Origin of the sequence: Brevundimonas sp., from assembly GCF_036659295.1 — a bacterium.
Classification (GTDB): domain Bacteria; phylum Pseudomonadota; class Alphaproteobacteria; order Caulobacterales; family Caulobacteraceae; genus Brevundimonas.
The window spans coordinates 12,826-36,957 of record NZ_JAVXCU010000020.1 but is presented as its reverse complement, the minus strand read 5'-3'; the positions used below and the strand labels follow the sequence as shown (position 1 = coordinate 36,957).

Below are 24,132 nucleotides of genomic sequence, written 5' to 3'. Positions count from 1 at the left end.
CGTGAAGACGTTGGTCGTAAGGCCTGTGTCGTCACTGTTGATGAAAGCATCGACGATGGGGGCGTCATCCAGAACATTTTTGACATAGGCTTGGAGTGTCAGGCCGTTCTGGTCATTTCGCAGGGTGGCAGAAATATTGAGGTTGTCCCACGCGCGGATGACATCGTGGTGGGTGTTGTAAACGCGGAAATAGCTGTCGTCCTGCCAGTAGTAATCGACACGGAAGACGGACTCCCACGCTCCCCACTGATGCTGGTACTGAGTGCCCAGATTCATTGTCCAGCGCGGGGAGTTCGGCAGTTCATTGCCGCTCAGATCAGCATCAAAACCGCGCCCGAAATTCGGGGCATCGACTAGCGGATCGTATTCGAAGCCGAACATCGACCATAAAGGCATGCCTGTCGGGTAGTTGGGAGTGAAGCTGCCGGTACGTGACGAGCCACCGCATAGGGCTTGAATGTAGAGCGCTGCTTGTTCGTTCGGGACACGGGCAAGGATCGTTTCGATATGCTTGACGGGTGCTATGCAGTTCGACGGAACTTGCAGCCAAGGCCTGAGGAGCGCCCACTCTGGATTACCCTGTGTACGGTTCATTACGTCAACAGACTTTTCGCCATCGGCTAGTTTTGTCTTCAGATAGCCGGCGTTGCCGTCGATCCTCCAGTTTGGTGTGATCTGGGCAATGAACTCCAGTTCGGCACCCCATATCTCTGCGTCGAAATTCTCGTTCAGGGATATGCGGTCGACGATCTGTGAGACCTGATAGTTGCTGTAATTATAATAGAAAGCGTTGGCATTCAGCCGTACCCGACCATCTGCAAAGCTGTTCTTTGTGCCAATTTCAAAGGCGTCTACATACTCTGGCTCAAAGCTTTCTGGCAGAGGGCTGTATTGAAGCACCTTGGGATTCAGATCGATACGGGGTGGGTTCATCCCGCCGCCTTTGTAGCCGCGCGAATAGGAGGCGTAGAAAAGCGTGTCGTCCGTGAAGGCAAGATCGGGTGACCAGTCCACGACAAACCGGCCCGTCAGGGCTTGCCAGTCCTGTTTGACGGGATCACCTTCTGGATAGCCGCGACTGACAAAGCCGCCCGAGGATGGGCCCGGTTGGCCGTTGGGCAGAGCTCCCAGAAGAAGCTGGCTAGAAATAGGAACTGTTCGTTTGCGATCGTCAGTATAGCGCAGGCCCGTTGTTATGCGGATCTCGGGCGTCACTTCCAAATAGGTTTCGCCATAAATACCAAAGGACTGAATATCGACGATGTTCCGGCTGCGGAAGTAGTTGTGCCCGTCACCTTCCAGATCCGAGATAGAGGATCGATCAACATGCATACATTCGCGCGTTGCCATAAAGTTTGCGTCGCATGGATAGGTTGCGTATCCGTCCTGTCGAATTCGTAGAGCGTTAGAATTGTAGTAATACTCGGATAAGTAGCTGAACAAATTTGAAAACACATAATAATTGTCTTCGGTTTCGAAGTTCAGATAATTGGCGCCAATATGAAAATTAAAATTTCCATCGAGATTTGATGTCAATCTGAATTCTTGTGTGAACTGCTTGTTGTCTGATTGACTCAGGTCGGCTGAAAGTAGTCTGTTGCTTAATCCTAGCTGTGGGTCGTGATAGTATCCGCCTGGTGCCGCTTTGCTTGTTGGTATGGCAATTCCGGTGAAGTAAACGGCCCCATCTGTATCTGCGAAAAGTGGATTGCTGACGAAACGGTTGTAATCTTGAGTAGAAAAATAATCGTCTTTGGTGAAAGTTGTCTGCGAATGGAGCGAGAAGCTTGGGGTGAGATCATAATCCATATTGAGTTGGATTATGTCGTTCGTGGCCCTGAAGGCGGGATCATATGAGGTTGCTATCTCCCTCAGGTCGCGTGACTGGGTGATATTCAGATAAGGATCGACGCGAAAATCGACGGCAAAAAAGTTCGTGGGCCGGCCCGATGGGGTTGTTGCCGGGCGACTGCCCATAGTTAGCTGGCCTGCCAGGAAAATGTGGGCAAAGGCAGCGCCATTGGGCGATCCATAGGCGCTGTCAGCATAAAGACCCTCTGCCAGACAGCCTTGGCTCATGCGGTTTTGGACAGTGACAAAGTCGATGTCGGTATTGCCCACTCTGGTGGGGCCAAGGTCCTTGGAGCAAAGCTGCTTGCCCGTGCGGGAGCGATTGTCATCTTCGCCAAAATGCTCCCAGATCAGGCTAGCGGAGAAGCGGTCCGTAGGCGTGAACAGGGCGGATAGTCGTGTTGAGAACAGGTCGCGCCCGTTGACCTGAGTATCTTTGAAACTGTTGTAATCGAACCCTTCGCGTTTGGTGGTCGAAGAGGCAAACCGTACAGCAAGCATGTCTGACACAGGCACGTTCAGCATTATCTGATTGCGAAACGTGCCGTAGTTTCCGACCTCCGCTTTCAACAGGGCGTCGAAATCAGGACCGGGCAGATTCGGGATCATATTGACCACGCCAGCAGTCGCATTTCGTCCGTAAAGCGTGCCCTGCGGTCCGCGCAGAACCTCGACCCTGCTGACGTCCAGATATTCGGACTCGAACAGTCGATTGCGGATCATGGGCGCATTATTAAAGCTGATCGCTACGGCTGGATCGGACGATGCCGACACCGCCTTGGTCCCGATCCCGCGGATCGAGAAATTGTACATGCTGAAGTTGGCTTTGGAGAAGCTGACGTTCGGTATGGCGCGTAGCAACTCCGAACCGCTTTCGATCTTCATCGCGTCAAGCGTGTCGGCGCTGAAGGCCGAAACGGCGATAGGCACGTCCTGAATGGACTGCTCGCGTTTCTGGGCGGTGACGATGATGTCGTCGACGGCTGTAGAATCTTCGAGTTGCGCTGTGCGGGCGGCAGAGGCAAGCCCGAGCGTATAGGTACGGCCATCGCCGGAGGTAATGGACAGTCCCGATCCTGCCAGCAACTGGCGCAGGCCCGCATCTACTGTCATCGGCCCCTGAACGGCGGCGGTGCGGCGACCTTGGGCGTCATTAGACGAGATCAGCACCTGTACGTCGGCTTGACGCGCAAAGGCGGAAATTCCTGACGCTGCGGGCTGGGCGGCAATGTCGAATGTTCGGGTCTGCGACCATGCGGGGTTAGCCAGGGCAACAACGGCTACTGCACTCGATGCCATAAGAGCATGACGGAAATCTGGATACGCCAATTGATCCTCCCCGATCAGTTACGCGTTCAGTCGCGCTTATATTTGATGACGATCGGGGCAGAGGGTTCCGTAGCTTTCATCGATGTAAATTTACTCCGAAGCTTGACCGATAGCGATAGTGTCGGGACCGATTTGGACCGGTGCACCTGTCGTCACAGCCACAGCACGGGCAAAGGCCTGGGGCTCATTGGTGCGAAAGCGACCGATCCATTCGGTATCCGCAAGTGCCGGATCGAGGACTTTGATCTGAACCAGGTTATACCGGTTGAATTCTGTAACGGCGGTACTGAGGCTTTCACCGGAGAGAACAATATCGCCTTCGCGCCAAGCCAGTCTGCGCTGCACTTCATCCTGATTGGCGACGACAGGGGAAGCTTTTCCCGAAGAGGTGTGCAGGGTGGTGCTCTGTCCAGCGGGGAGACGCACGACGTCCGCAGGATTGCGTACGGACCATGCTTCGACCACGCCTTCTGTGACCAGCACTTCGGCTCCGGTGTCCATTTTGCGTACCGAGAAGGCTGTGCCGATCGCTCGGACGCGAATATCGCCGGCACTAACGATAAAGGGGCGGTCGGCATCGGGCGCAACCTGAACCCATGTCTCACCTTTTATGATCTGCAAGGCGCGCAGGTCTTGAGCCAGATTTAGCTTCAGCTCTGTGTCGGTATTGATGGCCAAAAGCGAGCCATCATTAAGGGGGACACGGCGGATTTCTCCGCGCATCGTCGAGAACGGGACGGTCTTGTTTCGATAATCGTGGATCGCAAACAGGCCTGCTATTGATGCCGCACTGGCGGCACCGGCCAGAAGCAACCGGCGGTGCAGGGACTTGTGTTCTAGGTTCGGGTGGTGAACCGGTGGGCTGCTGGCCAGTTCGGTGGCACTCAATGCGTTTGCCCGCTGCAAATGTTGCCAGACGGCCATGGCGCGCATGAAGGCCCCGCGATGGCGAGTGTCCTCGGCCAGCCAGACTTGAAGGTCTGGCCGTTCCGATACTGTCTGGCCCTCACGGTCCAGACGCGCGACCCAGCGAAGGGCCGTTTCTTCAATGGTCTCGGCTGTTTCGCGCACGGATGGATTTGGCTTTGTTGCGGGAGAGGGAGGTTTCGGGTTTTTCGTCTTCAGCAATCGCCTTGAGGATGAGGCGAAGGCCGCGGACGACATCGTTTTCGACAATCGTTTCGGTAACACCGAGGGTCGCGGCGATTTCTCGCTGGGACAGACCTTCGATCTTGCGCATCACAAAGATGCGGCGGCAGCGGTCCGGCAGTTTGGAAATGAGCACACTAATGCGTTCCAGTTCCCGACGTGCACCCGCGATGACTTCGGGAGTAGGGGCATCCCACGGGATGTTCAGCGCGTCGATTTCCGCGACCGTTTCCATTCGCACCACACGGGCTCGACGAACGTGATCCAGCAGGACGTTGCGCGTAACGGTAAAGAAATAGGCACGCGGGCTTAGGATGTGGGCGGTGTCCGTAAGGGCAGACAGGCGGCAATAGGCATCCTGGACAATGTCTTCGATCTCGGCCGTTGCCAGGCGACTGCGTCTCAGCCAGCGGCGCACGTCGGCCTCATGCGGCAGGATTTCCCGCCCCAGCCACGCGACAATTTTTGCGTTGTCCTCGTGCATGCACACCCTCCGTCTAAAAGTTAGGACGAACGACGTGAATGTTTCCGTAACGCTAAATTTTAAAACGCAGGACTTACAGGTGTTGCTTGGTCAAAAGGCACCGCTCGCTTTCGTATCAGCGCCCGCAAGGTGACTTTGCGGGCGCTCCACAGGGGCGTGGTTCACTCCCACAGAGGAACGGCGCGACCGGAAACCGCAGGTGGCTGGATGCTCACAATGTTCGCCAGAGTGGGGGCAATATCGATGGTCCGGATGGGCAAGAAGCGCTCCTGAGTCTGCCCGTCGGGCTTCCAGAACAGGATCGGGACCCTGCGATCATAGTCCCAGGGCGTGCCGTGACCGGCGACATTGCCGCCGACGCGCCCGCCGCCGGTCACATTTGGCGCACGCACCATAATGATGTCGGCCGACCGCTCGGCTACGGCGGACAGACGCATTCTTTCACGCAAGGTGAGGATTTCGGGCTGCTCGCTGGCGGGAAGCGGATCGGCCAGAAGTTGGTCTCGGGCTTCGACGAAGACAATGTCAGGAAGAGCCTTAAGCAGGGGTAGGGCCGCCTCGATCACTTGGCTCCGCAGAGGTTCGGGCAGGGACTTGTGGTCTTTGTCGGCCACGATCAGGCCGCTGGAAGCGGACTGAAGCGGTGAGGCGTCCAGATTGAAGCGCTCGCGCAGAGTGGCGTTGACGGCGGCGAGCGGAGCAGTGTCGAAGCGGTGGGCGTGAGGCGAGCCGTGCTTGGCCAAGCGCTCGACGAAGTCCGACCCGCCGTGATCTGCCGTCAATACGAGGACGACACCACCGGGGATGGTCTCCAGCCGGTCGAGGAACAGACCAAGCGCCTGATCAAGGCGATGCATCTGTTCGCACATTTCGGGACCCTGCGTGCCATAGGCATGACCGATACGGTCGGTCGCCGACAGACTGACGCCTAGAAGGTCGGTTGTTGGACCCTGACCGAGGTTCTGGGTGTCGATGAGGTAGGCGGCAGCCTTTAGCGTTTCTTCGTCCAGCGCGGGCGAGGAATCCAGATCATCCTTTGCAGGCGGTACGCGCGAATGCAGCGTCTTTCCGTTGATCTCCCAGTCGGCTTCAAGGACGCGGCACCGGGGTTGGCTATAGGTCCAGCCGTGAGGCGTGGCTGCCTGTCGGCGACGAAAATCGGCGTTGAAGGCGTCCACGGCGGCCAGTCGCGTCGAAGCGTTTTGGCCGGGCTCGACATAGGTGGTCAGGCCAAAGCCCTCGGTGAACCAGAAGACACCGTCGGGGTGATGTCCGGCCAGATTGATGGCGCCCCGATCCTTGCCCGAGACGGCGAAGACGCGTGCGTCGGGGCGTTGATCTTTCAGCCAGTCGCCCAGACTGGAGGCGCGGATATTGTTGGGGCCTACGGGGCCGTTGCCGTTGTTGCGCCCATGCGCCAGCGTGTTGCGCGGCGCGGACAGGCAATAGATCTCCTCGCCTGTAGTCGGGTCGATCCAGTCATTGGAAGGGATTCCGGTCTGGGCCGGATGCACACCGGTCAGGACCGTCGAATGTCCGGGGCAGGTCTCGGTCAGGCCATGCGTCTGATAGCCATTGGTCGAGACCAGACCCTCGTCGGAAAGCCGGCGCAGGCCGCCAGTCCAGCGGCTGCGATACTGGTTGAACAGGTTGGCGCTGAACTGATCGACCACGATGGTCACGATCAATTTCGGAGAAGTAGGAGGGGAAGCCGTGTCCTGTGCATGGGCGAGGGGCGACGAGGCGCATAGAAGCGCCGCCATTACGACAGCGAAGCGTTTTGACATGGCTTGATCCTGTTGAGGCGTCCGGCATCTGTTCAAGGCCGGTAGAGACCGGCGACGCTCCAAGAGCGCCGCCGGATCCATTGCAGTTGGCTAGAATTCGACCTGCAAACCGAGCGTGAACGCACGGCCTGTTACGCCATAGGCCGAACTGTAGTTGTAAGCGTTTCCGCTGTCGGTGCCGTCCGGAAGGAAGGGGCCGTACTCATTGAAGACATTCTTGACCGTACCGAAGATCTTCAGGTTCGGATTGTTCATGTCAGGCTTGAAGCTGACGCTGACGTCGTGGCGCCAGTAGCTGTCGATGTAGAGGTAGAGCGGGTCAGTCCAGCCAGCGGCGATGGCCTGTTGTTCGCGCTCCAGGCTGTCGACGACATCGCCGATGTAGCGGGCAGACCAGCGCACGCTCCAGTCGTCATCGTACCAACTCAGGCCGAACTTGGCCTCATTCTTGGCCGTGCCGACTTCGCCGACATAGTCGATCAACTCAACCTGGTCCACGCCGTCGAACTCGGTGCTCAGTTCCAGACGGCGGCTGTAGTTGACGCTGGCACGGAACCGGCCGGGAACGCGCCATTGCTCCAGATCGAAGCGGTAGGAGGCCGCTACGTCTACGCCGCGGGCGCGAGTTTCGTTGAGGTTTTGCTCCTGGTTCAGGATGCGAACCAGTTGGCCGTTTTCATCGCGGGTGATGGTCTTGCAGAACACGTTGTCATCGCCGGACGTGTCCGAATAGCAGCCCAGAAGCAGGGCCGAATTGCTCAAGGACGAGATCACATCGCTGATCTTGATGTCGTAATAGTCGACGCTGGCTTCGAGACCCTGAATGAAGCTCGGGCGATAGACGAGGCCGAGCGTCCAGGTGTCCGCGGTTTCCTCGAACAGGTCGAGGTTGCCGGCATTGGGGGCTTTGATCTGCGTCGTCAACTGACGGAACGTGCCATCGGCCGAAGCCGCGATTGCGGCAGCAATCCGGGGATCGGCAAGACAGTTCTGGGCGATGGTTCCGGTCGAGGAAGCTTTCATGCCACTACAGACATCGACGACGTTGTCTGCATCGTCGCGCGGCGGCGAGAACAGTTCGCTGGTGTCCGGTGCGCGTTGCGCGCGTGCAAACTCGGTGCGGATGCGCAGATCGGGGATCGGAGCCCACTGCAGACCGGCGCGATAGCTGACGGTCGTCCCGACGGCTTCAAGGCTGTAGTCCGCAACGCGGACTGCGCCGTTGAGCACAAGGCGGTGGGCGAACGGCAGATCGGTCAACAACGGCACAGAGGCTTCGGCGAAGACTTCGTTGGCCTTGATGGTCCCTTCGTATTCCGGAAGGAAGGACGAACTGGCCACGCCGCTCTGGATCAGGGGATCAGTGCGCGTCTGGGTGTGGTCGCGGCGGCTTTCAAAACCGAAGGCCGTTTCGACCGGACCGGCCGGAAGTTCGAACAGCGTGCCCGAGACATAGCCTTCGATCGTATCCTGACGGTTGGTCGGACGATAATAGGTGTTGGCACGAATATAGTCGGCCATCTCGGGCGTGATCGAGCCGACGCCGAAGATGTTCAGCGGCACACAGCCGTCAGCGCGAGCGGCGGCATTACGGCATTGGACGACGCCGTTAACGCGCTCGGAATCCAGAGCCCACTGGACGCGTTGCAGGTTCAGGGTGTTGCCCCGAATTTGCTCGCCCGAAAACTTGCCGTACCCGTAGGTCAGCTTCCAGTCCCAGTCGTTGGGCAGGGTGCCTTCGACGCCGAGCCAGCTGCGGATGGTTTCGCGCTCGTTATGGATCAGGTTAGGTCCGACCTCGATCACACGACGGCGGAAGTCGATACCGGAACTGGTGGCGGCGGATTTGATCTCGGTCGGCGCGAAGGGGTTCAGGGTGCGCGACATGCGCCCGACCGTGAACTCGTCATTGACGCCGAAGGTCGTGGTGTTGCTGAAGGTTGTCGGTTCGCGAACCGAATCCGTCACCACGTTCGAATAGAGCGCCTGACCCCAGATCTTGAGGTTTTCGCTCACGGCGAAGTCAAACTTGGCGGCACCGTTAAGGTTGTCGCGTGGCGTGATCAGGGTGCCGTTGGGGCGGCTTTCGTAGCCGTTTACAGCCGTAACAAAGTTAGGCTTCAGGCCGCCTTCGTCATAGTACCATTTGGTGCTGACGAAGCGTCCGCCATCCGTATAGGTCGACCGGTCCGGTGTGGTGACGGTGTTGCTGGCGGGCAGGTAGAGAATGGATTCCAGTGCACGTTCGCGATCCGTTGCCGCCAGCTTGAATTGGCGATCATAGGTGGCACCGGCCATCAGATAGAGACGATCGTCCATGAAGCGGCCGCCAGCGCCGACCGAGTATTCGATCGAGTCGCCACCGCCGTCATGGGTCGTTCCGGCGACCACGCGGGCGCGCACGCCGTTCAGGTTGCGTTCGGTGATGACGTTAACCACACCGGCGATGGCGTCGGAGCCATAGACGGCAGAGCCGCCGCCGGTCGTCACTTCGACGCGGTCAACGAAGAACTCGGGGATGGTGCTGAGGCTGACGGCATTCTTGTTACCGGCGTTCGAGACGGTGCGATGTCCGTCGATCAGCGTCAGGGTGCGGTTCTCACCCAGATTGCGCAGGCTGATGGTCGACAAGCCATTGGCCTGTGTCGCGGTCTGGCTGTTGGCCAGCGATACACCTTCCTCGACGCCGGGGATGTCCGTCAGGGCCTCGGCCAGATCCATATAGCCGCCTTCCAGCAGGGCCTCGCGCTCCACGCTGACGACGGGGGTGGCGGCGTCGAAGACGTTCTTGAGGCGCGAGCCGGTGACGACGATTTCTTCGACCGACGAGGTCTGGTCGTCGTGCCATGCTGTTTTCTGCGCGGGCAGGCGGACGATGGCCAAAGCACCGGAGCTGTCGCGCTGTACGGTCAGGCCTGTGCCTTCCAGCAGGCGAAGAAGGGCGGTCTCGGCATCGACAGAATCATGAACGCCGCGCGTGCGCACGCCGCGAACGTCTTCGGTTTTATAGACCAATTGCACTCCGGCCTGACGTGCATAGGCGTCCAATGCGCCTTTGAGATCGCCGGACGGAACATCGAAGTTGCGGGTCTGGGCCACTGCGGCACCCGCGAGTATCAAGGCACAGGCGCTGCCTGTCAGCACGTGCCTCAAGAATGAAACCTTCTTCATAGAACCCCCTGTTGCCCGGATGTGGGCACCTCAGGGATTGTGACAAGAGGAAGGCAAAAAACCCCTACATCTCACTCCGATATTTTTACAGTTTCGCCCTGACGGCTGATTTCCAGACCATAGGCGCTCTGTAATAGGCGGGCGAAAGCTTCGACATTGGTCGCTTCAAAACTGCCGCCGATCCGGATGCTGGCAGACTTGGGGTCGAGCACTTCCAGTTGGGTTTCGTTATAGCGATTGAACTCGGCGGCGGCGTCCGACAGCGTGATTTGATCAAACACAAGCAGGCCGCGCCGCCATGCAAGCTGGTCTTCTATACGCTGGCCCGTTGTCCGGCTTTGCAGGACCGAGGCTCCGACACCTGTCGCAACGTCGCCGCGAACCAGAACGACCGGCTTTGAGGTTGGTCCCGATTTTGGGCCGCTGAGGCGGACCCGCCCTTCGGCAACGACCACTCGCACATTGTCACCGTTACGCCATACACTGAACCGCGTACCCAGGACCTGAATGGACCGCTCGCCCATATGAACGGTGAAGGGGCGTGATGCGTCGTGGGCGATGTCGAAATAGGCCTCGCCCTTGTACAGCCACGCTTCGCGGTCATCGGGCGATATGGAGGCGCGCAGGCGCGTCTCGGTGTTCAGCTCGACGCGCGAACCGTCGGACAGGGCCACAAGGCGTTGCTCGCCAGTGGCTGTTGCATAGTGGGCCGGCTGGGGCCAGAGCGCTGCCATCGACGCCAGAGCGCCAATAACCAGGATGGCCGCAAGACCCATGGCCCAGCGCGGCAGAGAACGGCGCGAGGGAGCCGGCGGTGCAGCTTCGGCAATGGTTTCCGCCAGGCTGTCGGGGCTGCGAAGCGCGACAAGACGTCCCGCCTTTTCCCAGCTGTACTCAAGCCGCCAGAATGCCGTCCGGTGCTCGGGGGCCGCATTCAACCAGATGTCGAGCCGGGCCTGTTCATCGCTGTCGAGGCCTTCGGTCCTCTGCACGAGCCATTGGGCGGCGGTTTCTTCGATCGCGTTGCGGGCGCTCATGACTGGCCCTCGTTCTTGGTAGCCGCAGTTTTTGGCGAGGGACGTCGGATGCGTCCTTGTCCGCCCATCATATAGTCTGTCAGCGCCCGTAGGCCGTGAACCATCTGTTGCTCGACGGTGCTGACGCTGATGTTCAGGTGCGTGGCGACTTCCTTGGTGGAAAGGCCTTCGATGCGTCGCAGGGTCATTACCTGTCGGCAGCGCGCGGGCAGACGCTCCAGGCCTGCCTGTACGCGTCTCAGTTCTTCTCGTGCGCTCAGTTGCCGGTCGAGATCCGTCGATGCCGCATCGGGGAAGGAGGCTTCAAGGTCGGCCACCAGATCAAAGGATACAATCTTGGCGCGCTTGGCGGTGTTGATGAGATGGTTGCGGGCGGTGGTGAACAGGAAGGCGCGGGCGTGCAGCGGCAGTTGTCGCTGGGCCGCCGTATAGACCTTGGCATAGATGTCCTGCCTCAGATCGGCCACGTCGCTCTCGTTACGCCAGTTACGGCGGATGAAGCGCGTCAGCGCGGCCTCGAGCGGAAACACCTCTCTAAAGAACCAGGCCTTTAACTCGCCGTCATCAACCATCCACGTTCCATTCAGCTACGCGCCGCAACCAGCGATTCATTAAGACACTTCAGCTCTCAAATCCCACTACAATGACAGACCGAAAACGAGAAGAAATGCACAATGGGAGAGGATGGATTTCCAAGGTTTGCATCATAGCGGGCAAATCCGAGCGGTGAGCCGTCCATAAACGCGCGTAAAGCCCATGCGCGATGGTTGTTCTATAGGGCCACCATCGCTGAACTGTTTGCGGAGCGCGAGGGGGATTTGATCTTAAGCGTTGGCCCGCTGCTTGTGTGGGGGCTTGCGGCTCATAGGCAATGTCAGGCGTGCCTGACTCTGTACCAAGCGGTTGCACCAAACAGGAGCGCCAGAACGACTAGGGTTAGCAGTTCCGGAGCCACCTCGGTTACGGTCGCGCCCGCTGCGTTCAGCTTGACGAAGGCCTGGATGGCCGAGGTCGAGGGCGACAGGCGGGCCAGCCACGCCAGAGGCTCGGGCATCAGGAACAGAGGCCATGCGGCACCGCCGAGGAAGAAGAGCGGCACCGAGGTTCCGACGAGGATCTGCATCGCCCGTTCATGTCGATCGAACAGGCTGCCAATCGCTAAGCCGAGCGCCGAGACGCTGGCGGCGAAGACGGGCACAGCGATGATGATGCCCAACAGGTCGCCCATGCGCGGATAGTCCTGAAACCAGAAGACAAAGCCGAAATAGAACAGGCTGGCGACGCTGCCGATCAGGGTCAGGGCTGCCCAAAGGCCTAGGAAGCTGAGGGTCGAGAGCGGTTGTGCGCGTGTCTCTCGACGCAGTCCGGCGAACAGGGCGGCACCCAGCAGCAGGGTCTGTTGCAGGATGATGGCGCTGACCGCCGGAACTGCATAGCTGCCATAGCCGTCGGTGGTGTTGTAGAGCGGGCGCTGCACCACGCTCGGGGCGCGTTCTTCCAGACGGGTGGCTTCGATTACTGGCGTCAGGACCTTTTTGGCGGCGGCGGCCGCAGCCCCGCCCAGTGCCTTGCCCATGGCCGTGGCGCGGACCAGATAGGCCCCATTTAGATACAGGCCGATCCCCGTGGCGTCGCCGTGGATCAGGGATGATTCAAACCGCTCTGGGATCAGCATGACGCCATCAACCTCGCCATTGCGCAGCATGCGCTCGGCCTCGGCAGGAGAGGTGGCGACCGCAGAGGCGTCCAGCGCGCGGGTGGCGTTCATCTCCTGCACCAGTCGTCGGCTGAGGGCCGAGTGGTCCTGATCGACGACGGCGATCGGCAGCTTGACCGGCGTCTGACCGACATAGGCCATGGGGTAGTAGAAGGCGTAGGCAACCACAGCCAACAGGATGGTGCTGGACAGGGGACGGTGCTTGAAAATGCCCGCGAACGTACCGACGAAGGCCCCGCCGAAACTGCGGGTGGGCAGGGACAGGCTCAGGTCTTCCGGCTTTGGTGTTCGCTTGGCGCGGCGATGGGCCAGCGGGACCGAAAGGGCGAAGGTCCCCACGGTCACCGCCAGCAGGATCGCCAATGGTCCTAGCGATGTGGAAACATCCGAGCCCAGCACCATCTGCTCGTTTTGAAGCCGCAGATAGTGGGTAAAGGGCAGGAGCGTGCTCCAGAACTGGGCGAAGGCGGGGCCGTGCAGCAGGGGCAGGGTGCCGTTGGAAAAGGCGATGGCCGATCCCGCATAGACTGCCGTGGCCGAGAAACTGGTGTCCATGTCGCCGGTCAGCGAAACCAGCAGTGCCGAGATGCCGGCGGTGGCCGCCATCAGGGCCAACAGGCCGCCCATTAGCATCAACAGGCTGCCCTCGACGCCCCAGCCGCGCCAGCCGCACAGCCAGGCGATCCACACAGCACCCCAGAGAGTGAAGGCGAGGACATAGGGCGTCAGCTTGCCGGCCAATGCCGCCGCCAGCCGTCCATCCATGTGCGCCGACCAGTCTTTCAGCGAACCACCGCGCAGTTCGCGCCCCACACCCATGACGGCGGCGCAAGCCATCAGCAGATGCAGCACCCCCGGCATGATCAAACCGCCGAGAAACAACTCGAAGCTGAGGTGCGGATTGCCCAGAATGGTCACCTGAACGGCGGGCGGTTTCAGTCGGGCAGCAGGCACGCCCAAGGCGCGCGTACGATCAAGGATCAGGGGCGCCGCGGCGTTGGTAAGGGCTGTGGTTTGGGCCGAGGCCGCCAGTGAGCCGACGGTCTGGAAGGCCCCGTTGTAATAGACGATCACCGCGTCTGGCTGGCGAAAGGCGTTTTTCTCGACGCCGCGCGGGATGTAGGCGAGGCTGTAAATCTTGCCTGATCGCATCAGGGGCCATGCGGCCTCCAGATCGGTCGGCTGGGCCACGATGCGTATGCCGGGGCTGGCCTCCATGTTGCGGATGGCGGCGCGGCTGAAGGCGGAATGATCCTGATCGACAACGGCGACAGGAACCTCGCGCACCACGCCCTGAAACAGCATGGCCCCGACCACAATCATCAACACGACGGGCATGACGATCAGCAGGATCAGGTCCCAGCGGCTGCGGGCCAGATGCGCAATCTCGGCGCGCAGGGCGCGGCCGAAGACGCCGGTTGGCGTTGTCACTGCGCGGGCCAGTCGAACAGGACGCTCATGCCCGGGCGCAGGCCCTCGACCGCAGCCACCGGCTTGGCGTGGATTTCGAAGCTGCGCACGTCATAGCCGCGCGACTGACGGGTGGCGCGCCACGTGGCAAAGTCGCCCTGCGGGCTGATGAAGCTGACACGGAAAGCCACGCCCTTGCGGTTCAGGGCGGGGATATCGCCGCGCACCGTGTGGCCGATCTTCAGGCCATTGAACTGGTCCTCGCGCAGGTTGAAGGCAACCCAGACGTGGTCCAGATCGACCACGGTGAAGACCGGCACGCCGATCAACACCAGTTCGCCGGGGTTGGAGAAACGTTCGGCAATCTCGCCCGCCGCGGGGGCGATCAGGCGGGTCTCGGCCTGAAGCGCGGCCATCTGGCCTACACCTGCGCGGGCGGCGGCGACCTGAGCATCGGCTATGGTTTTCTCTTCGCTGCGAGGCCCTGCGACAGCCTTGAGGTACTGCTGGCGGGCGGCCTCGGACTGGGCGGCGGTGGCGGCGCGGGCGGCGACGGCCTCGTCGCGGCGCTGGGCCGAGATGACGCCCTCGGCGAACAGGTTTTCGGCCCTTCGCGCGGTCTGGGCTGCCAGTTGCGCCGCCGCCTGTGCGCTGCGCCAGATGGATTCCAGCGAGCGGATGTCCTCGGGACGGGCACCGACGCGGCTCAGTTCCTGAACGGCCTGCGCGCCTTGCAGGGCGGCGGCGGCCTGTTGGTCACCGGCGGTGATTTCGGGGCTGGAGAGGATGGCCAGTACCTGACCCGGAACGACACGGTCACCCGCCGAGGCCAGCATTTTCTCGACGCGGGCGGGGGCCTTGGTGGCGACGGTGAAGGTCTCGGCCTCGACCATGCCCTGCACCTGCGGCGGGGCGGGGCGGGCAGCAAGGAACAGGCCGATGACGACGAAGGCCAACACCGCCAGTGCCGCAAGGGCGATCAACAGGGTCCGAACCGGCGGCTTCTTGCGTCGATGCGTGGGCGGGGCCGGATCAATAACAGGCTCTACAGCGGGGGCGGTCTCGGTCATGGGGCGATCACCCGGTCGGCGCGTTGCAGATAACTGATGAACTCGTCGCTGCGGTCACTGGCGGCCAGCAGGGCAGCCAAGGTCAGCTCATACTCATAGGCCGCTGCTGCGCGCTGTAATCGGGCCGAGCCCAGCAGGTTGCGCGCATCGATAACGGCGGAGGCAGGGGCCTCGCCCTCGCGGAACGACAACTCCTGAACCCTCAGGTTCTCGGTCGCTGCCTCAAGGCTGGAGTCCAGCGACAGGAACTGGCGGCGCGACAACTCGACCAGATTATAGGTGCGGATAATCAGGATGCGGATCTCGTCGCGGGCCTGACGTTGCAGTTGCTCTGCAGCCTGTGAGCGGGCGCGGGCGGCGCTGATCATCCGGCCCCGATCCAGCGACGACATCAGGGTGTAGCGGGCTCCGATGCCGATGGCCCAGTCGGGCTCGGTCGGCAGGGCGTCCTCGCGGTTCAGGTTGTAGGCACCGAAGGCATAAACCGATGGACGCAGCCGCGAGCGGGCCAGATCCACACCCGCATCGGCCAGTTCGCGGCCTGCACCGGCCAGCGCTACGCGCGGATGGTCCGCAATGCCGTCCTCGATGAAGGCGTCGACAGGGCCGGGCGGTGACGCGTTGACGAACAGGGGGCTGGTCGGGGCAACGCTTGTGCTTACATCCAGCATTCGGGCCAGACTCTGGACCGCCGTGTCGTGCTCCAGTTCCGCGCGATCCAGTTGGCGTTGTGCGGCGTCACGGGCGACCTGAACCTGTAACCGCTGGGCGGCGCTGAGGAAGCCTTCGCGCTCCATGGCCTGTGCGTTGCGCAGATGCAGGTCAAAGCCGTCGCGGGTGTCGCGGGCGATGGTCAGGGCCTCTTGCGTCAGGGTCTGGCCGAAATAGACCCGCACCAGATTGACGCTTTCCAGATTGCCTGCCTCGGCCTGACGGGCGCGGGCCATGTCGACATTGGCTCCCGCCGCGTCGCGCAGGGCAGGGATGGCCCCGCCGGTGTAGATCGGCATGACGGCGGTGACGACGGGGCGAAAACTGGTGTCGGCGGTCTTTAACCGCACACTGCCGGGCAAGCTGGCAAAGAACTCGGGCAGGGCGGTTTCCAGCCGGTCGTTGATGGTTTGCAGAATGTCACCGGGAACACCGGGCAGGTCGCCGATGATGCCGGGCAAGAGTTGGTTGGCGGCGGACTCAGCTTGGCCAAAGGCGTCTGACAGGGAAATGTCGAAGCTCTTCTGATAGCGCAGAATCTGGGCATCGACGGCGATGGTCGGGCGGTTCAGCGTACGCGCCGCCGCCGCCTGCTCTTCGGCTGCGGTCACATCGGCGCTGGAGGCACGCCGGATGCTGGATGTGACGCTTAAACGGGCGGTGGCATCCTCAAAGGAGAGCGGCGTAGCGTCTTGGGCAAGGCTGGCCGAAGATGATGCCATAAGGCCTATAGCGGCGGCAAGCAGGGTGAGGCCGCAGTGCAATCTGGCATGATGAGAGGCTCTGCTCATTAACCTGTCCGCGTTGTCGAACCGCTGGTTCCAGCCCGACGATTGCATTTCACATTCGCGCTTGAAGGGTAGTTAGGTTCAGTGAACTTTGTATTGCAAGCTTCGTGCGATGCAACGCCTCCACGAAGGCACTCTAAATACGGCTTCCTCTTATGAGGCCAGATGCTGACCAATGGCTTCCGTTGAAGCCTTCGCCGGGCGATCATCACGCCCTTTGAGGGAAAGCCCCCGCGCCTGCGTATGAAAAGACAGGGGGCGTTTCCTCAAGGAGAAACCAGTGAACCGTTTCAAGATCGCAACCCTGACTGGCGCTGTGGCGGCTTTGTCGCTTCTGGCAGCTCAGGCACAGGCCCACGCCCGTCTCGTCGCCGCTACGCCGACGACCGGCAGCAGCCGCAGGATTCGCTCTTGTAGACGGTCATCTCGGACGCTCGGGCCGAGGAGGGAAGGCTGTTCAGGGCAAAGGCCACGCCGCCAATAAGAGCGAGAGTTCCAGTCACAGCGGCAATTTTAAGCTTTTTCATCATCATGTCTCCTGAGCCCGTGATGGAACAGGATTCCAGCGTAGGAAGGTCAATGGGCAAATATGCGGCGCAATGACACGCCAAAATCCACGGCCCTGTGACGTCCAATCACAACAAGAAAAACGCTGACAATGGTAGCGCGAGTCCAGCGCCAAATGCTCGGCGCACAAAAAAATTGTCGGGACCACTTAAGATCGGCTCACTTCGAGCCCGCAATCGCAGGGTTTGGGAATTCACACCACTTAAGCCGACCACTTAAGAGCTGCTCAAACAGGGCGGAAACCACTTAAGACCTGCTCAGCTCATGGGTTCCACCGCCGTCACTCGCGACGACGGCTCCGCCAGAAGGCTTTCACCGCGAACAGGACTAAGGCACCTAGGCCGACGGCGAACACCACGTTGCCCGGCACCCGCGCCCAGACCAGCCCCTCCATAATCGGATGGTGCATCAGTTCGGCAGAGCGTGCGGCGGCGTAGTTTTCGTTGAACGACGCATAGGTATGCCAGAGGCCCTACGGCAGCAGCGACAGGAAGGTCATCATCGCCAGGCCGATGTTCAGGCACCAGAAGGCGATGGACAGCAGACGCTGGTTCCAGATGCGGGGATTGGTGAGGCCACGCATGCAATAGAACACTAGAACAAGGCCCAGCATCCCATAGACCCCGAGCAGGGCAGAACGGCGTGGCTTTAGGCTCGCGAGTTAATGATCTGTGTCGACATCAAATCTGCGCCATGAGCAGCGGGTGTTGTTGTCAGAGGTCCTTAATGCTGAGGATCCAAGTTGTTGAATTAAAATATAAACGTACGTTTTCTTATTGTTGGACGCAGGATTCAGGGGCGTTAGCGGCTTACCGTTCAGAAGGCCGTTTCGAATTCAGTCACGAGCTCACTTTTGAGGTTTTCTAACTTTTGAAGCCCCGTTAGAAGCGAGGGCAATGTCGCAATCTGGTTCCGAGCACTGGTCATTGACGAAGTCGCTGGCATTCCTTGCCGCGACGTTCGCCATTGTGTTTGCGACATTTATGCCTGTGGCGGTGGCGGCCTCTCCGTCTCTAGGGTCACCGATTGTCTTATGTGGTGGCGGGGAGCTTCGTGTCATCTATCTGGATGATGATGGCCAGCCGGTCGAAGACCACAGCACACCAAGTTTGACTTGCGCTATGGCTCTGCTTTCGAGCCTTGCCGCCGTGCCGGTGCCTGACCTGCAGTCGAATTCGGAGCCTGTGGTTTTCGAGCGGGTAGTTCCCTTCTACAGCGCGGCAAGCTATCGTCAGCCTCCCGTGCGGGGGCCTCCGGTACGCCCTCACTCAACAGCCCCACCTATCGCCTGAACATCCCGTCGTCGCGCCAGCCCTTGAGGCAGGCGCTGTCTATGCCTGTTCAGGAAACTATCTATGTCTTTCAAGATCTCAGCGGCGCCTCTGGCGCTGCTTATCGCCGCCTATGCGGCACCCAGCTTTGCTCAACCTCAATCTACGTCTGAACAAGACGTCACGGTTGTCGACTCCATCATCGTTACCGCGAAACGAAATGCTGACGATCCAGCAATCGTCGCACAGGCCCGCGAGCGCCTGTCTCGCACCCCGGGTGCGGTCTCTGTGGTTGCTGCCGAGACCTATGAGGACCGCTTCGCCCAAGGCTTCTATGATACTCTGCGGAATGTTCCCGGTGTCCTTGCCCAAAAGCGATATGGCGAGGAAGCCCGCCTTTCGATCCGTGGCTCGGGTATTGCCCAGGGCTTCCATCAACGCGGCGTTCTGTTCGCGCAGGATGGTGTGCCCTTCGCCGATGCAGACGGCTTTTCGGATTTCCAAGCCATCGACGCCCTGAGCGCGCGCTATATCGAGGTTTACAAGGGGGCCAATACTCTACGGTTTGGCGGCTCCCAATTGGGGGGTGCCGTCAATCTGGTTACGCCTACAGGCCATAGTGCCAACTTCGACAATCAGCTTCGTTTCGAAGCGGGCTCATACGACAGCCTGCGGGCTTCTGGTGCGATGACCCGCCAGTGGGACAACTGGGATGTGTTCGCGGCTGTATCGGGCATGAAGTCTGACGGCTACCGCGACCACAGCCAGCAACAGCAATCGCGCGTTACGCTGAATGCTGGCCGTTCATTTGGAGATGACCGCGAGATCCGCTTGATCTTTCAGGCCGCCGACATTCGCCAAGATATACCGGGGGCGCTGACCCTGTCACAGGCGCTGGAAACGCCCAAAATGGCCAACGCTGGAGCCATCGCTGGGGATCAGGCGCGTGATCTGGATCTCAAGCGTCTGACATTGCAGACCCGATGGAGACTGAGCGAATCCACGGTGTTCGAGGGCGCGATCTATGGCTGGCAAAAGGACCTATGGCACCCGATCTTCCAGGTCCTCCAGTCTGACAGCCACACCGTTGGTGCATTCGGTCGGTTTGACTGGACGGGACAGGTGGCCGGTATGCGCGCCGATCTGTTTTATGGTCTCAGCTATCGCGACGGTCAGGTCGACGTCCAAAGGTATTTGAACACTGCCGGTCATGCGGGGGCTGTTATGGCCAACGGACTACAGGATGCTTCGGGACTGGATGTCTTCGCAGAGGGGCGGCTATTTGTTCGTGACGATCTGGCTGTGGTCGTTGGCGGCTCCTTCGGGCGCGCCACACGCGATTACCAGGATCGCCTGAATTCAGCCAATGATGACAGCATCACATATGAATGGTTCTCGCCTCGCCTTGGCCTGCTTTGGGAAAGTGAAGCCGGTGCCCAAGTCTATGCCAACATTACCCGTTCGGTGGAGCCGCCTGCCTATGGCGCTCTGGTCCAGGCCCCTTTGACCGGCTTCACACCGATCGACATTCAGGACGCATGGAGCGCCGAGATCGGGACCCGCGGTCGACACGGTGCGCTCGCATGGGATGTCACCCTATACCGCAGCCGGATTGACGGAGAAATCCTGAACTACATCGTCGGGTCCGATATTCCCGCAGCCACGTTCAATGGCGACCGCACAATCCATCAGGGCTTGGAAGCGGGCCTTGAGTGGCGCCTTCCGGTCGAACTGGCCGGCGGCGCATCGGTTCTTCGACAAACCTATAACTACAACGACTTCTACTTCGAGCGGGACCTTCTTTGGGAAGGCAACAGCATGCCGGTCGTGCCTGAGCATCAGTACCGCGCAGAGCTGTCTTGGCGTCATCCGTCGGGTCTGTTTGTCACCCCAACTGTGGAATGGCGCATGGATGACGTCTGGGTCGATTACGCCAATACCCTCAAGGCCCCGGGCTTCACCGTTCTGGGGCTGAATATGGGGTGGGACTTCGACAATGGTGTCACCGTCTTTGTTGATGCACGTAACCTGACCGACGAACGCTATGTCAGCGAGATCAGCGCGGTGACTGACGCGCGCACAGCCTCCACGGCAGTATTCATGCCGGGTGAGGGCCGCTCAGCCTTTGTCGGCGTGCGTTTGAACTTCTGATCTATGGGGGGCGGGGCGGATTTGAAATCCGCCCCGAATAATCTGTTGACCAATATATCTACCAACAGCCTCTCCGGCGTGTACCGCGCTGTCTGGCGATGGCACTTCTATGCGGGCATTTTCACCCTACCGGTTTTGATGCTGCTGGCGTTTACGGGCGCACTCTATCTGTTCAAATCCGAGATAGAGCAGGTGGCCTACGGGCATATGTCCAAAGTGACAGCCAACGGCCAATGGGTTGCGCCGGATCAGTGGATGCAAGCCGCGGAGGCCAGTGTATCGGGACGTGCAACCTCGATTCTCCTGCCCGAGCAGGCTGATCGGGCCGTGCAAATCAAGGTGCGCTCGGCGCAGGGCGAGCACACGGTCTTTGTCGATCCCTATACGGCAACGTCCCAAGGCTCGATCGAAGGCGGCGGCCTGATGGACACTGTGAAGGGTTTGCACAGTCTGTCGCTCTTGGGGCGGCCGTTTAATATTCTGGTCGAGATCGTCGCGGGCTGGGCCATCATCCTTGTGGCTACGGGCCTATATCTGTGGTGGCCTCGAAAGCGTGATGTCGCCGTCGCCGTGCCGCGCGCCAGCAGCTTGAAACGCCGTCCTTTCTGGCGCGATCTTCACGCGGTTACGGGCCTCTATGCCGGCGCTGTCATCGCCTTTCTGGCCGTAACGGGCATGCCCTGGTCTGCGGTCTGGGGCGATCGTTTCATGAATGTGATGCGTGAGAGTGGTTTGGGCAGACCCGCTGCCCCTCCGGCGGCCAGCCCTTGGGCGCATGCGGGGGACCATGATCGGCCAGCCGGAACAGGCTGGACAATGGAAGGGGTCGTTCTGCGCTTAACCGATGATCATGACGTCCATAATCACCATGATCACGCGCCTGCTGCGATGCCCACCCCAAGCTCGTCTCTGGAGAAGGTTTTTGATGTCGTCGAGGCGCGCGGAATGGCTCGGCCCTATACGGTATCGATACCGTCTGACCCGTCACTGGCCTTTACCATCGCCCATGGAGCCGAACGTGCCGAGGACGCCCGTAGTCTTTATGTGGACGGTCGTGACGGAGCAGTGAAGGCCGATCTGAAATGGGGCCAGTTCGGTGTCGGAGCCAAGGCATTTGAATGGGGCATTGCTGTCCATCAGGGCCATCAATACGGCTGGATAAACCGGATCATTATGCTCGCCGGATGCATTGCCATCTGGCTGCTCGCTGTCAGTGGCCTTGTGATGTGGTGGAAGCGACGGCCACAACGTCGCGGCATGGGCGCGCCCTATGCACCGCCTGGACTGAAGGCGAGGTCCGCCGTTCTGGGCATCGTTCTGCCGCTGGCGATTATCTATCCCCTGACGGGTTTGTCTTTGATCGTGGCTATCACCGCGGAGCGTCTGATGATGGGCCTTGCGCGTCATCGCTCCAAATAAATCTTGAATGGGGACAGGCGTTTCCACTTTGAATGCCCGTCTCCATTTCAAAGAATGCCGCTTAGGTGAAAAGTGCTAGTAGGCTATACTCACGGGCATGGTGGGCTCTGGTTTGCCCATCACATCAGTACGAGCGACTGCATCATCTAATGCAAGCCGCGTAGGCGGTATCCCTGATCATCGCCTTTGAGCCGAATTTTTCAACAAAATCGGCGCTAAACAGCCTCTTTGCTCGGCCCAGACCTGAGCAGGTCTTAGCCGTTTGTGAGCAGGTGTTAGGTGTTTTCGACATGTTTTCGACAAAAAATGTCGGGACCAGTTAAGAACTGCTCACTTCAAGCCCGAAATCGTTGGAACCTAGAGATCTGACCACTTAAGTCGACCACTTAAGAGCTGCTCAAATTGGATCGAAACCACCTAAGACCTACTCAGCCACGGAGCGAGCCCTGAACGTTCAGCGCCACCGACCGGCAAAGTAGGCAGGCGGTAGCCCGTTCAGCGGCGCTATACAGCTCTCTGTGGGCCACACATTTACGAACTTCGCTGGACCAGTCGAAACGGCACCATAGCTGACCAGGTGACTATCAAACCACGCCAACTCGTATGTCTTTAACGCGCGAGGAGCGGTCATTGAAATAGAGCCGAAACTTGACATTCGAGGGGTGGGGCTTTGATCCGCTACGTAAACATCTCAGCAAAGGATAAACACACCAGAGAGGAGCACTCCTTTTGGCGGCGGATACCGCCTATAGTTCGGCGGAGATGCTGGACTGGCTGATACACGAACAGGGCATCGAATCCGGGACCTTCTCGCGCAGCGACCCGCCTATGACCACACGCAGGATCTCTGCCGCTGTAAGGAACTGAAACCATACTGGCGAGCTTTCCGCGCGGATCACCGAAGGTCCGCGACATCTACACTCCCGACCTGTCGCTCACCCCCATCAAGGCGTGCACGCGGAATTTTCGATGAGAGTTGAGCGCTTGTGCCGGCGGAGAGCGTAGTGAGGCGCTTAGGACGGCTGCATCGGCGGGACCTGGCTGGGAAGCAGGCCGCAACGCAGGACGTCGCGGTTCGATAGCATAAGGTTCATGCCGAACCCCGGCGCTCCGTCGAGCGTATTGGCCAGACGGTGGAACACCTTCAGACTTTCCAGGCTCGGCCGTGACCCGGCGAGAGCGTCGCGCGTATGTCGCATCGCAAAGCCGGCAATCAGGTCGGCGGCTTGCACGCCCGGCGAGCTGGTTGAAGCCGTGAAGGTCAGCTCGCCCGTTTCGACGAATCGATAGTCGACCCTCGCGAGCGCCATCACCTTGTTGTCTGCGGCCAAGTCTTCGACCGCCTGTTTCGACGATCGAAGGATCTCCGCCACATAGGGCTGGTCGTCATGAACAATATGCACCTCCGCCAATCGCCCGTCCCGAAGCTTGTTGATTCGAGCATATAGATTGGTGAAGGCTGAGAGGTGCGGGAGGATCCAAACCTCCTTGCCCGTATGACCTAGATCGGGAAGCGGTAGGAATCGGCGCTGCACCTCCGGCTTCGACACACCGGCTTTGCGATAATCCTTCAGACTGTCGAGGGTGAAGAGGCGGATGGCTCCAGCGGGACTGTCGCGAGGCGTCTCCGGCGGCACCAATTGAAGGACGGCGCGGAAGGCGGCCTTCAGGCTCGCCTCCCCCGGGTTGCGACACGCCTGAATGAAGGCGTCATAGACCTCCACCGGCGCGGTATCATGGAGTTGCTCGGCAAGTTGCATGCGGAACCAGAGCGCGCTCGGCTTGTGATCGTCCGGCGACACGGGACGCATGACCAAGGTGTTGATCATGGTCGCCGCCAGGGTGAATCGCTTGTCCATCACCTCTAGAAGGATACCGCCGCCCAAGGCGTCGATCGCGTCCAGAAGCTCCGAGACGACGGTCGTCGTCGCATGACCTTTGCTCGATTTCAGTTCGGCGGCCTGCGGAAAACGGCGCGTGCGAATTTGAGCCAACCGGTCGGCGAGGCCCTGCTCGTCGTCGACGCCGACCGCCGCCAAAGCGAAAACCGGCTGCTGCTTAAAGTCCAGACCGGCCCCGGCCCTGGACAGATCCCCGGTCGTCCCGCTCTCATCCACAAAATAGCGCGACGGCGCAGCAAAGTCGGATTGGGTCATTCTTGTCTTCCAGCTTTCTCGAGGGCAGCGCCTTCGCGTCTTGCGGCATCATCGCGACCTGTTT

14 protein-coding genes are annotated in these 24,132 nt (G+C 60.2%); 2 read left to right on the top strand and 12 right to left on the bottom strand.

Features of this window, described 5'->3' with window-relative positions; all coding sequences use genetic code 11:
* The 11 genes from RSB01_RS05765 to RSB01_RS05715 all read right to left on the bottom strand — a co-directional run.
* A partial coding sequence (locus RSB01_RS05765; RefSeq protein WP_332625180.1) for a TonB-dependent receptor occupies positions 1 to 3,180 on the bottom strand: 3,180 nt, incomplete at its 3' end.
* Positions 3,181 to 3,270: 90 nt separating this feature from the next.
* On the bottom strand, positions 3,271 to 4,251 hold the full coding sequence (locus RSB01_RS05760; RefSeq protein WP_332590714.1) for a FecR domain-containing protein: 981 nt from the start codon (positions 4,249 to 4,251) through the stop codon (positions 3,271 to 3,273).
* Positions 4,226 to 4,813, bottom strand: coding sequence for an RNA polymerase sigma factor (locus RSB01_RS05755; RefSeq protein WP_332590715.1), 588 nt, complete (start codon positions 4,811 to 4,813; stop codon positions 4,226 to 4,228). Before RSB01_RS05755 ends, RSB01_RS05760 begins: the two co-directional genes overlap by 26 nt.
* Before the next feature lie 161 nt (positions 4,814 to 4,974).
* Entirely contained in the window at positions 4,975 to 6,600 is a 1,626-nt protein-coding gene (locus RSB01_RS05750) for an alkaline phosphatase family protein (protein ID WP_332590716.1), read from the bottom strand.
* Between the two features lie 90 nt (positions 6,601 to 6,690).
* On the bottom strand, positions 6,691 to 9,771 hold the full coding sequence (locus tag RSB01_RS05745) for a TonB-dependent receptor (protein ID WP_332590717.1): 3,081 nt from the start codon (positions 9,769 to 9,771) through the stop codon (positions 6,691 to 6,693).
* 71 nt (positions 9,772 to 9,842) lie between these two features.
* Positions 9,843 to 10,808 (bottom strand): FecR family protein, encoded by a 966-nt coding sequence (locus tag RSB01_RS05740; RefSeq protein ID WP_332590718.1) that lies wholly within the window; start codon positions 10,806 to 10,808, stop codon positions 9,843 to 9,845.
* Positions 10,805 to 11,380 (bottom strand): RNA polymerase sigma factor, encoded by a 576-nt coding sequence (locus tag RSB01_RS05735; RefSeq protein ID WP_332590719.1) that lies wholly within the window; start codon positions 11,378 to 11,380, stop codon positions 10,805 to 10,807. The genes RSB01_RS05740 and RSB01_RS05735 overlap by 4 nt, the downstream gene beginning before the upstream one ends.
* Before the next feature lie 302 nt (positions 11,381 to 11,682).
* The gene (locus RSB01_RS05730) at positions 11,683 to 13,956 is read right to left on the bottom strand and encodes an ABC transporter permease (protein ID WP_332590720.1); all 2,274 of its coding nucleotides are present in this window, start codon (positions 13,954 to 13,956) and stop codon (positions 11,683 to 11,685) included.
* A complete protein-coding gene (locus tag RSB01_RS05725) occupies positions 13,953 to 15,005 on the bottom strand; it encodes an efflux RND transporter periplasmic adaptor subunit (RefSeq protein ID WP_332590721.1) in 1,053 nt (350 codons plus the stop codon). Before RSB01_RS05725 ends, RSB01_RS05730 begins: the two co-directional genes overlap by 4 nt.
* Positions 15,002 to 16,507, bottom strand: coding sequence for a TolC family protein (locus RSB01_RS05720; RefSeq protein WP_332619417.1), 1,506 nt, complete (start codon positions 16,505 to 16,507; stop codon positions 15,002 to 15,004). Before RSB01_RS05720 ends, RSB01_RS05725 begins: the two co-directional genes overlap by 4 nt.
* Positions 16,508 to 17,543: 1,036 nt before the next feature.
* Positions 17,544 to 17,684, bottom strand: coding sequence for a hypothetical protein (locus tag RSB01_RS05715; RefSeq protein ID WP_332592113.1), 141 nt, complete (start codon positions 17,682 to 17,684; stop codon positions 17,544 to 17,546).
* 742 nt (positions 17,685 to 18,426) lie between these two features.
* Between RSB01_RS05715 and RSB01_RS05710 the strand changes: the two genes are divergently transcribed.
* Both RSB01_RS05710 and RSB01_RS05705 read left to right on the top strand, forming a co-directional pair.
* Positions 18,427 to 20,493, top strand: coding sequence for a TonB-dependent receptor (locus RSB01_RS05710; protein ID WP_332590502.1), 2,067 nt, complete (start codon positions 18,427 to 18,429; stop codon positions 20,491 to 20,493).
* Positions 20,494 to 20,538: 45 nt separating this feature from the next.
* Positions 20,539 to 21,912 carry a PepSY domain-containing protein gene (locus RSB01_RS05705; RefSeq protein ID WP_332590503.1) on the top strand — a complete coding sequence of 458 codons (1,374 nt, stop codon included), beginning with the start codon at positions 20,539 to 20,541 and terminating at the stop codon, positions 21,910 to 21,912.
* 1,013 nt (positions 21,913 to 22,925) lie between these two features.
* On the opposite strand, the gene RSB01_RS05700 is transcribed toward RSB01_RS05705, so the two are convergent.
* Complete coding sequence (locus RSB01_RS05700; protein WP_332590504.1) at positions 22,926 to 24,068, bottom strand: DUF3800 domain-containing protein; 1,143 nt, start codon at positions 24,066 to 24,068, stop codon at positions 22,926 to 22,928.
* Positions 24,069 to 24,132: the final 64 nt, after the last annotated feature.

Coding starts and splice junctions, on each gene's coding strand:
- RSB01_RS05750 (WP_332590716.1), bottom strand. CDS start 6,600: ATGTCAAAACGCTTCGCTGTCGTAATGGCGGCGCTTCTATGCGCCTCG.
- RSB01_RS05710 (WP_332590502.1), top strand. CDS start 18,427: ATGTCTTTCAAGATCTCAGCGGCGCCTCTGGCGCTGCTTATCGCCGCC.
- RSB01_RS05720 (WP_332619417.1), bottom strand. CDS start 16,507: ATGAGCAGAGCCTCTCATCATGCCAGATTGCACTGCGGCCTCACCCTG.
- RSB01_RS05745 (WP_332590717.1), bottom strand. CDS start 9,771: ATGAAGAAGGTTTCATTCTTGAGGCACGTGCTGACAGGCAGCGCCTGT.
- RSB01_RS05755 (WP_332590715.1), bottom strand. CDS start 4,813: ATGCACGAGGACAACGCAAAAATTGTCGCGTGGCTGGGGCGGGAAATC.
- RSB01_RS05725 (WP_332590721.1), bottom strand. CDS start 15,005: ATGACCGAGACCGCCCCCGCTGTAGAGCCTGTTATTGATCCGGCCCCG.
- RSB01_RS05740 (WP_332590718.1), bottom strand. CDS start 10,808: ATGAGCGCCCGCAACGCGATCGAAGAAACCGCCGCCCAATGGCTCGTG.
- RSB01_RS05700 (WP_332590504.1), bottom strand. CDS start 24,068: ATGACCCAATCCGACTTTGCTGCGCCGTCGCGCTATTTTGTGGATGAG.
- RSB01_RS05735 (WP_332590719.1), bottom strand. CDS start 11,380: ATGGTTGATGACGGCGAGTTAAAGGCCTGGTTCTTTAGAGAGGTGTTT.
- RSB01_RS05715 (WP_332592113.1), bottom strand. CDS start 17,684: ATGCTGGGCCTTGTTCTAGTGTTCTATTGCATGCGTGGCCTCACCAAT.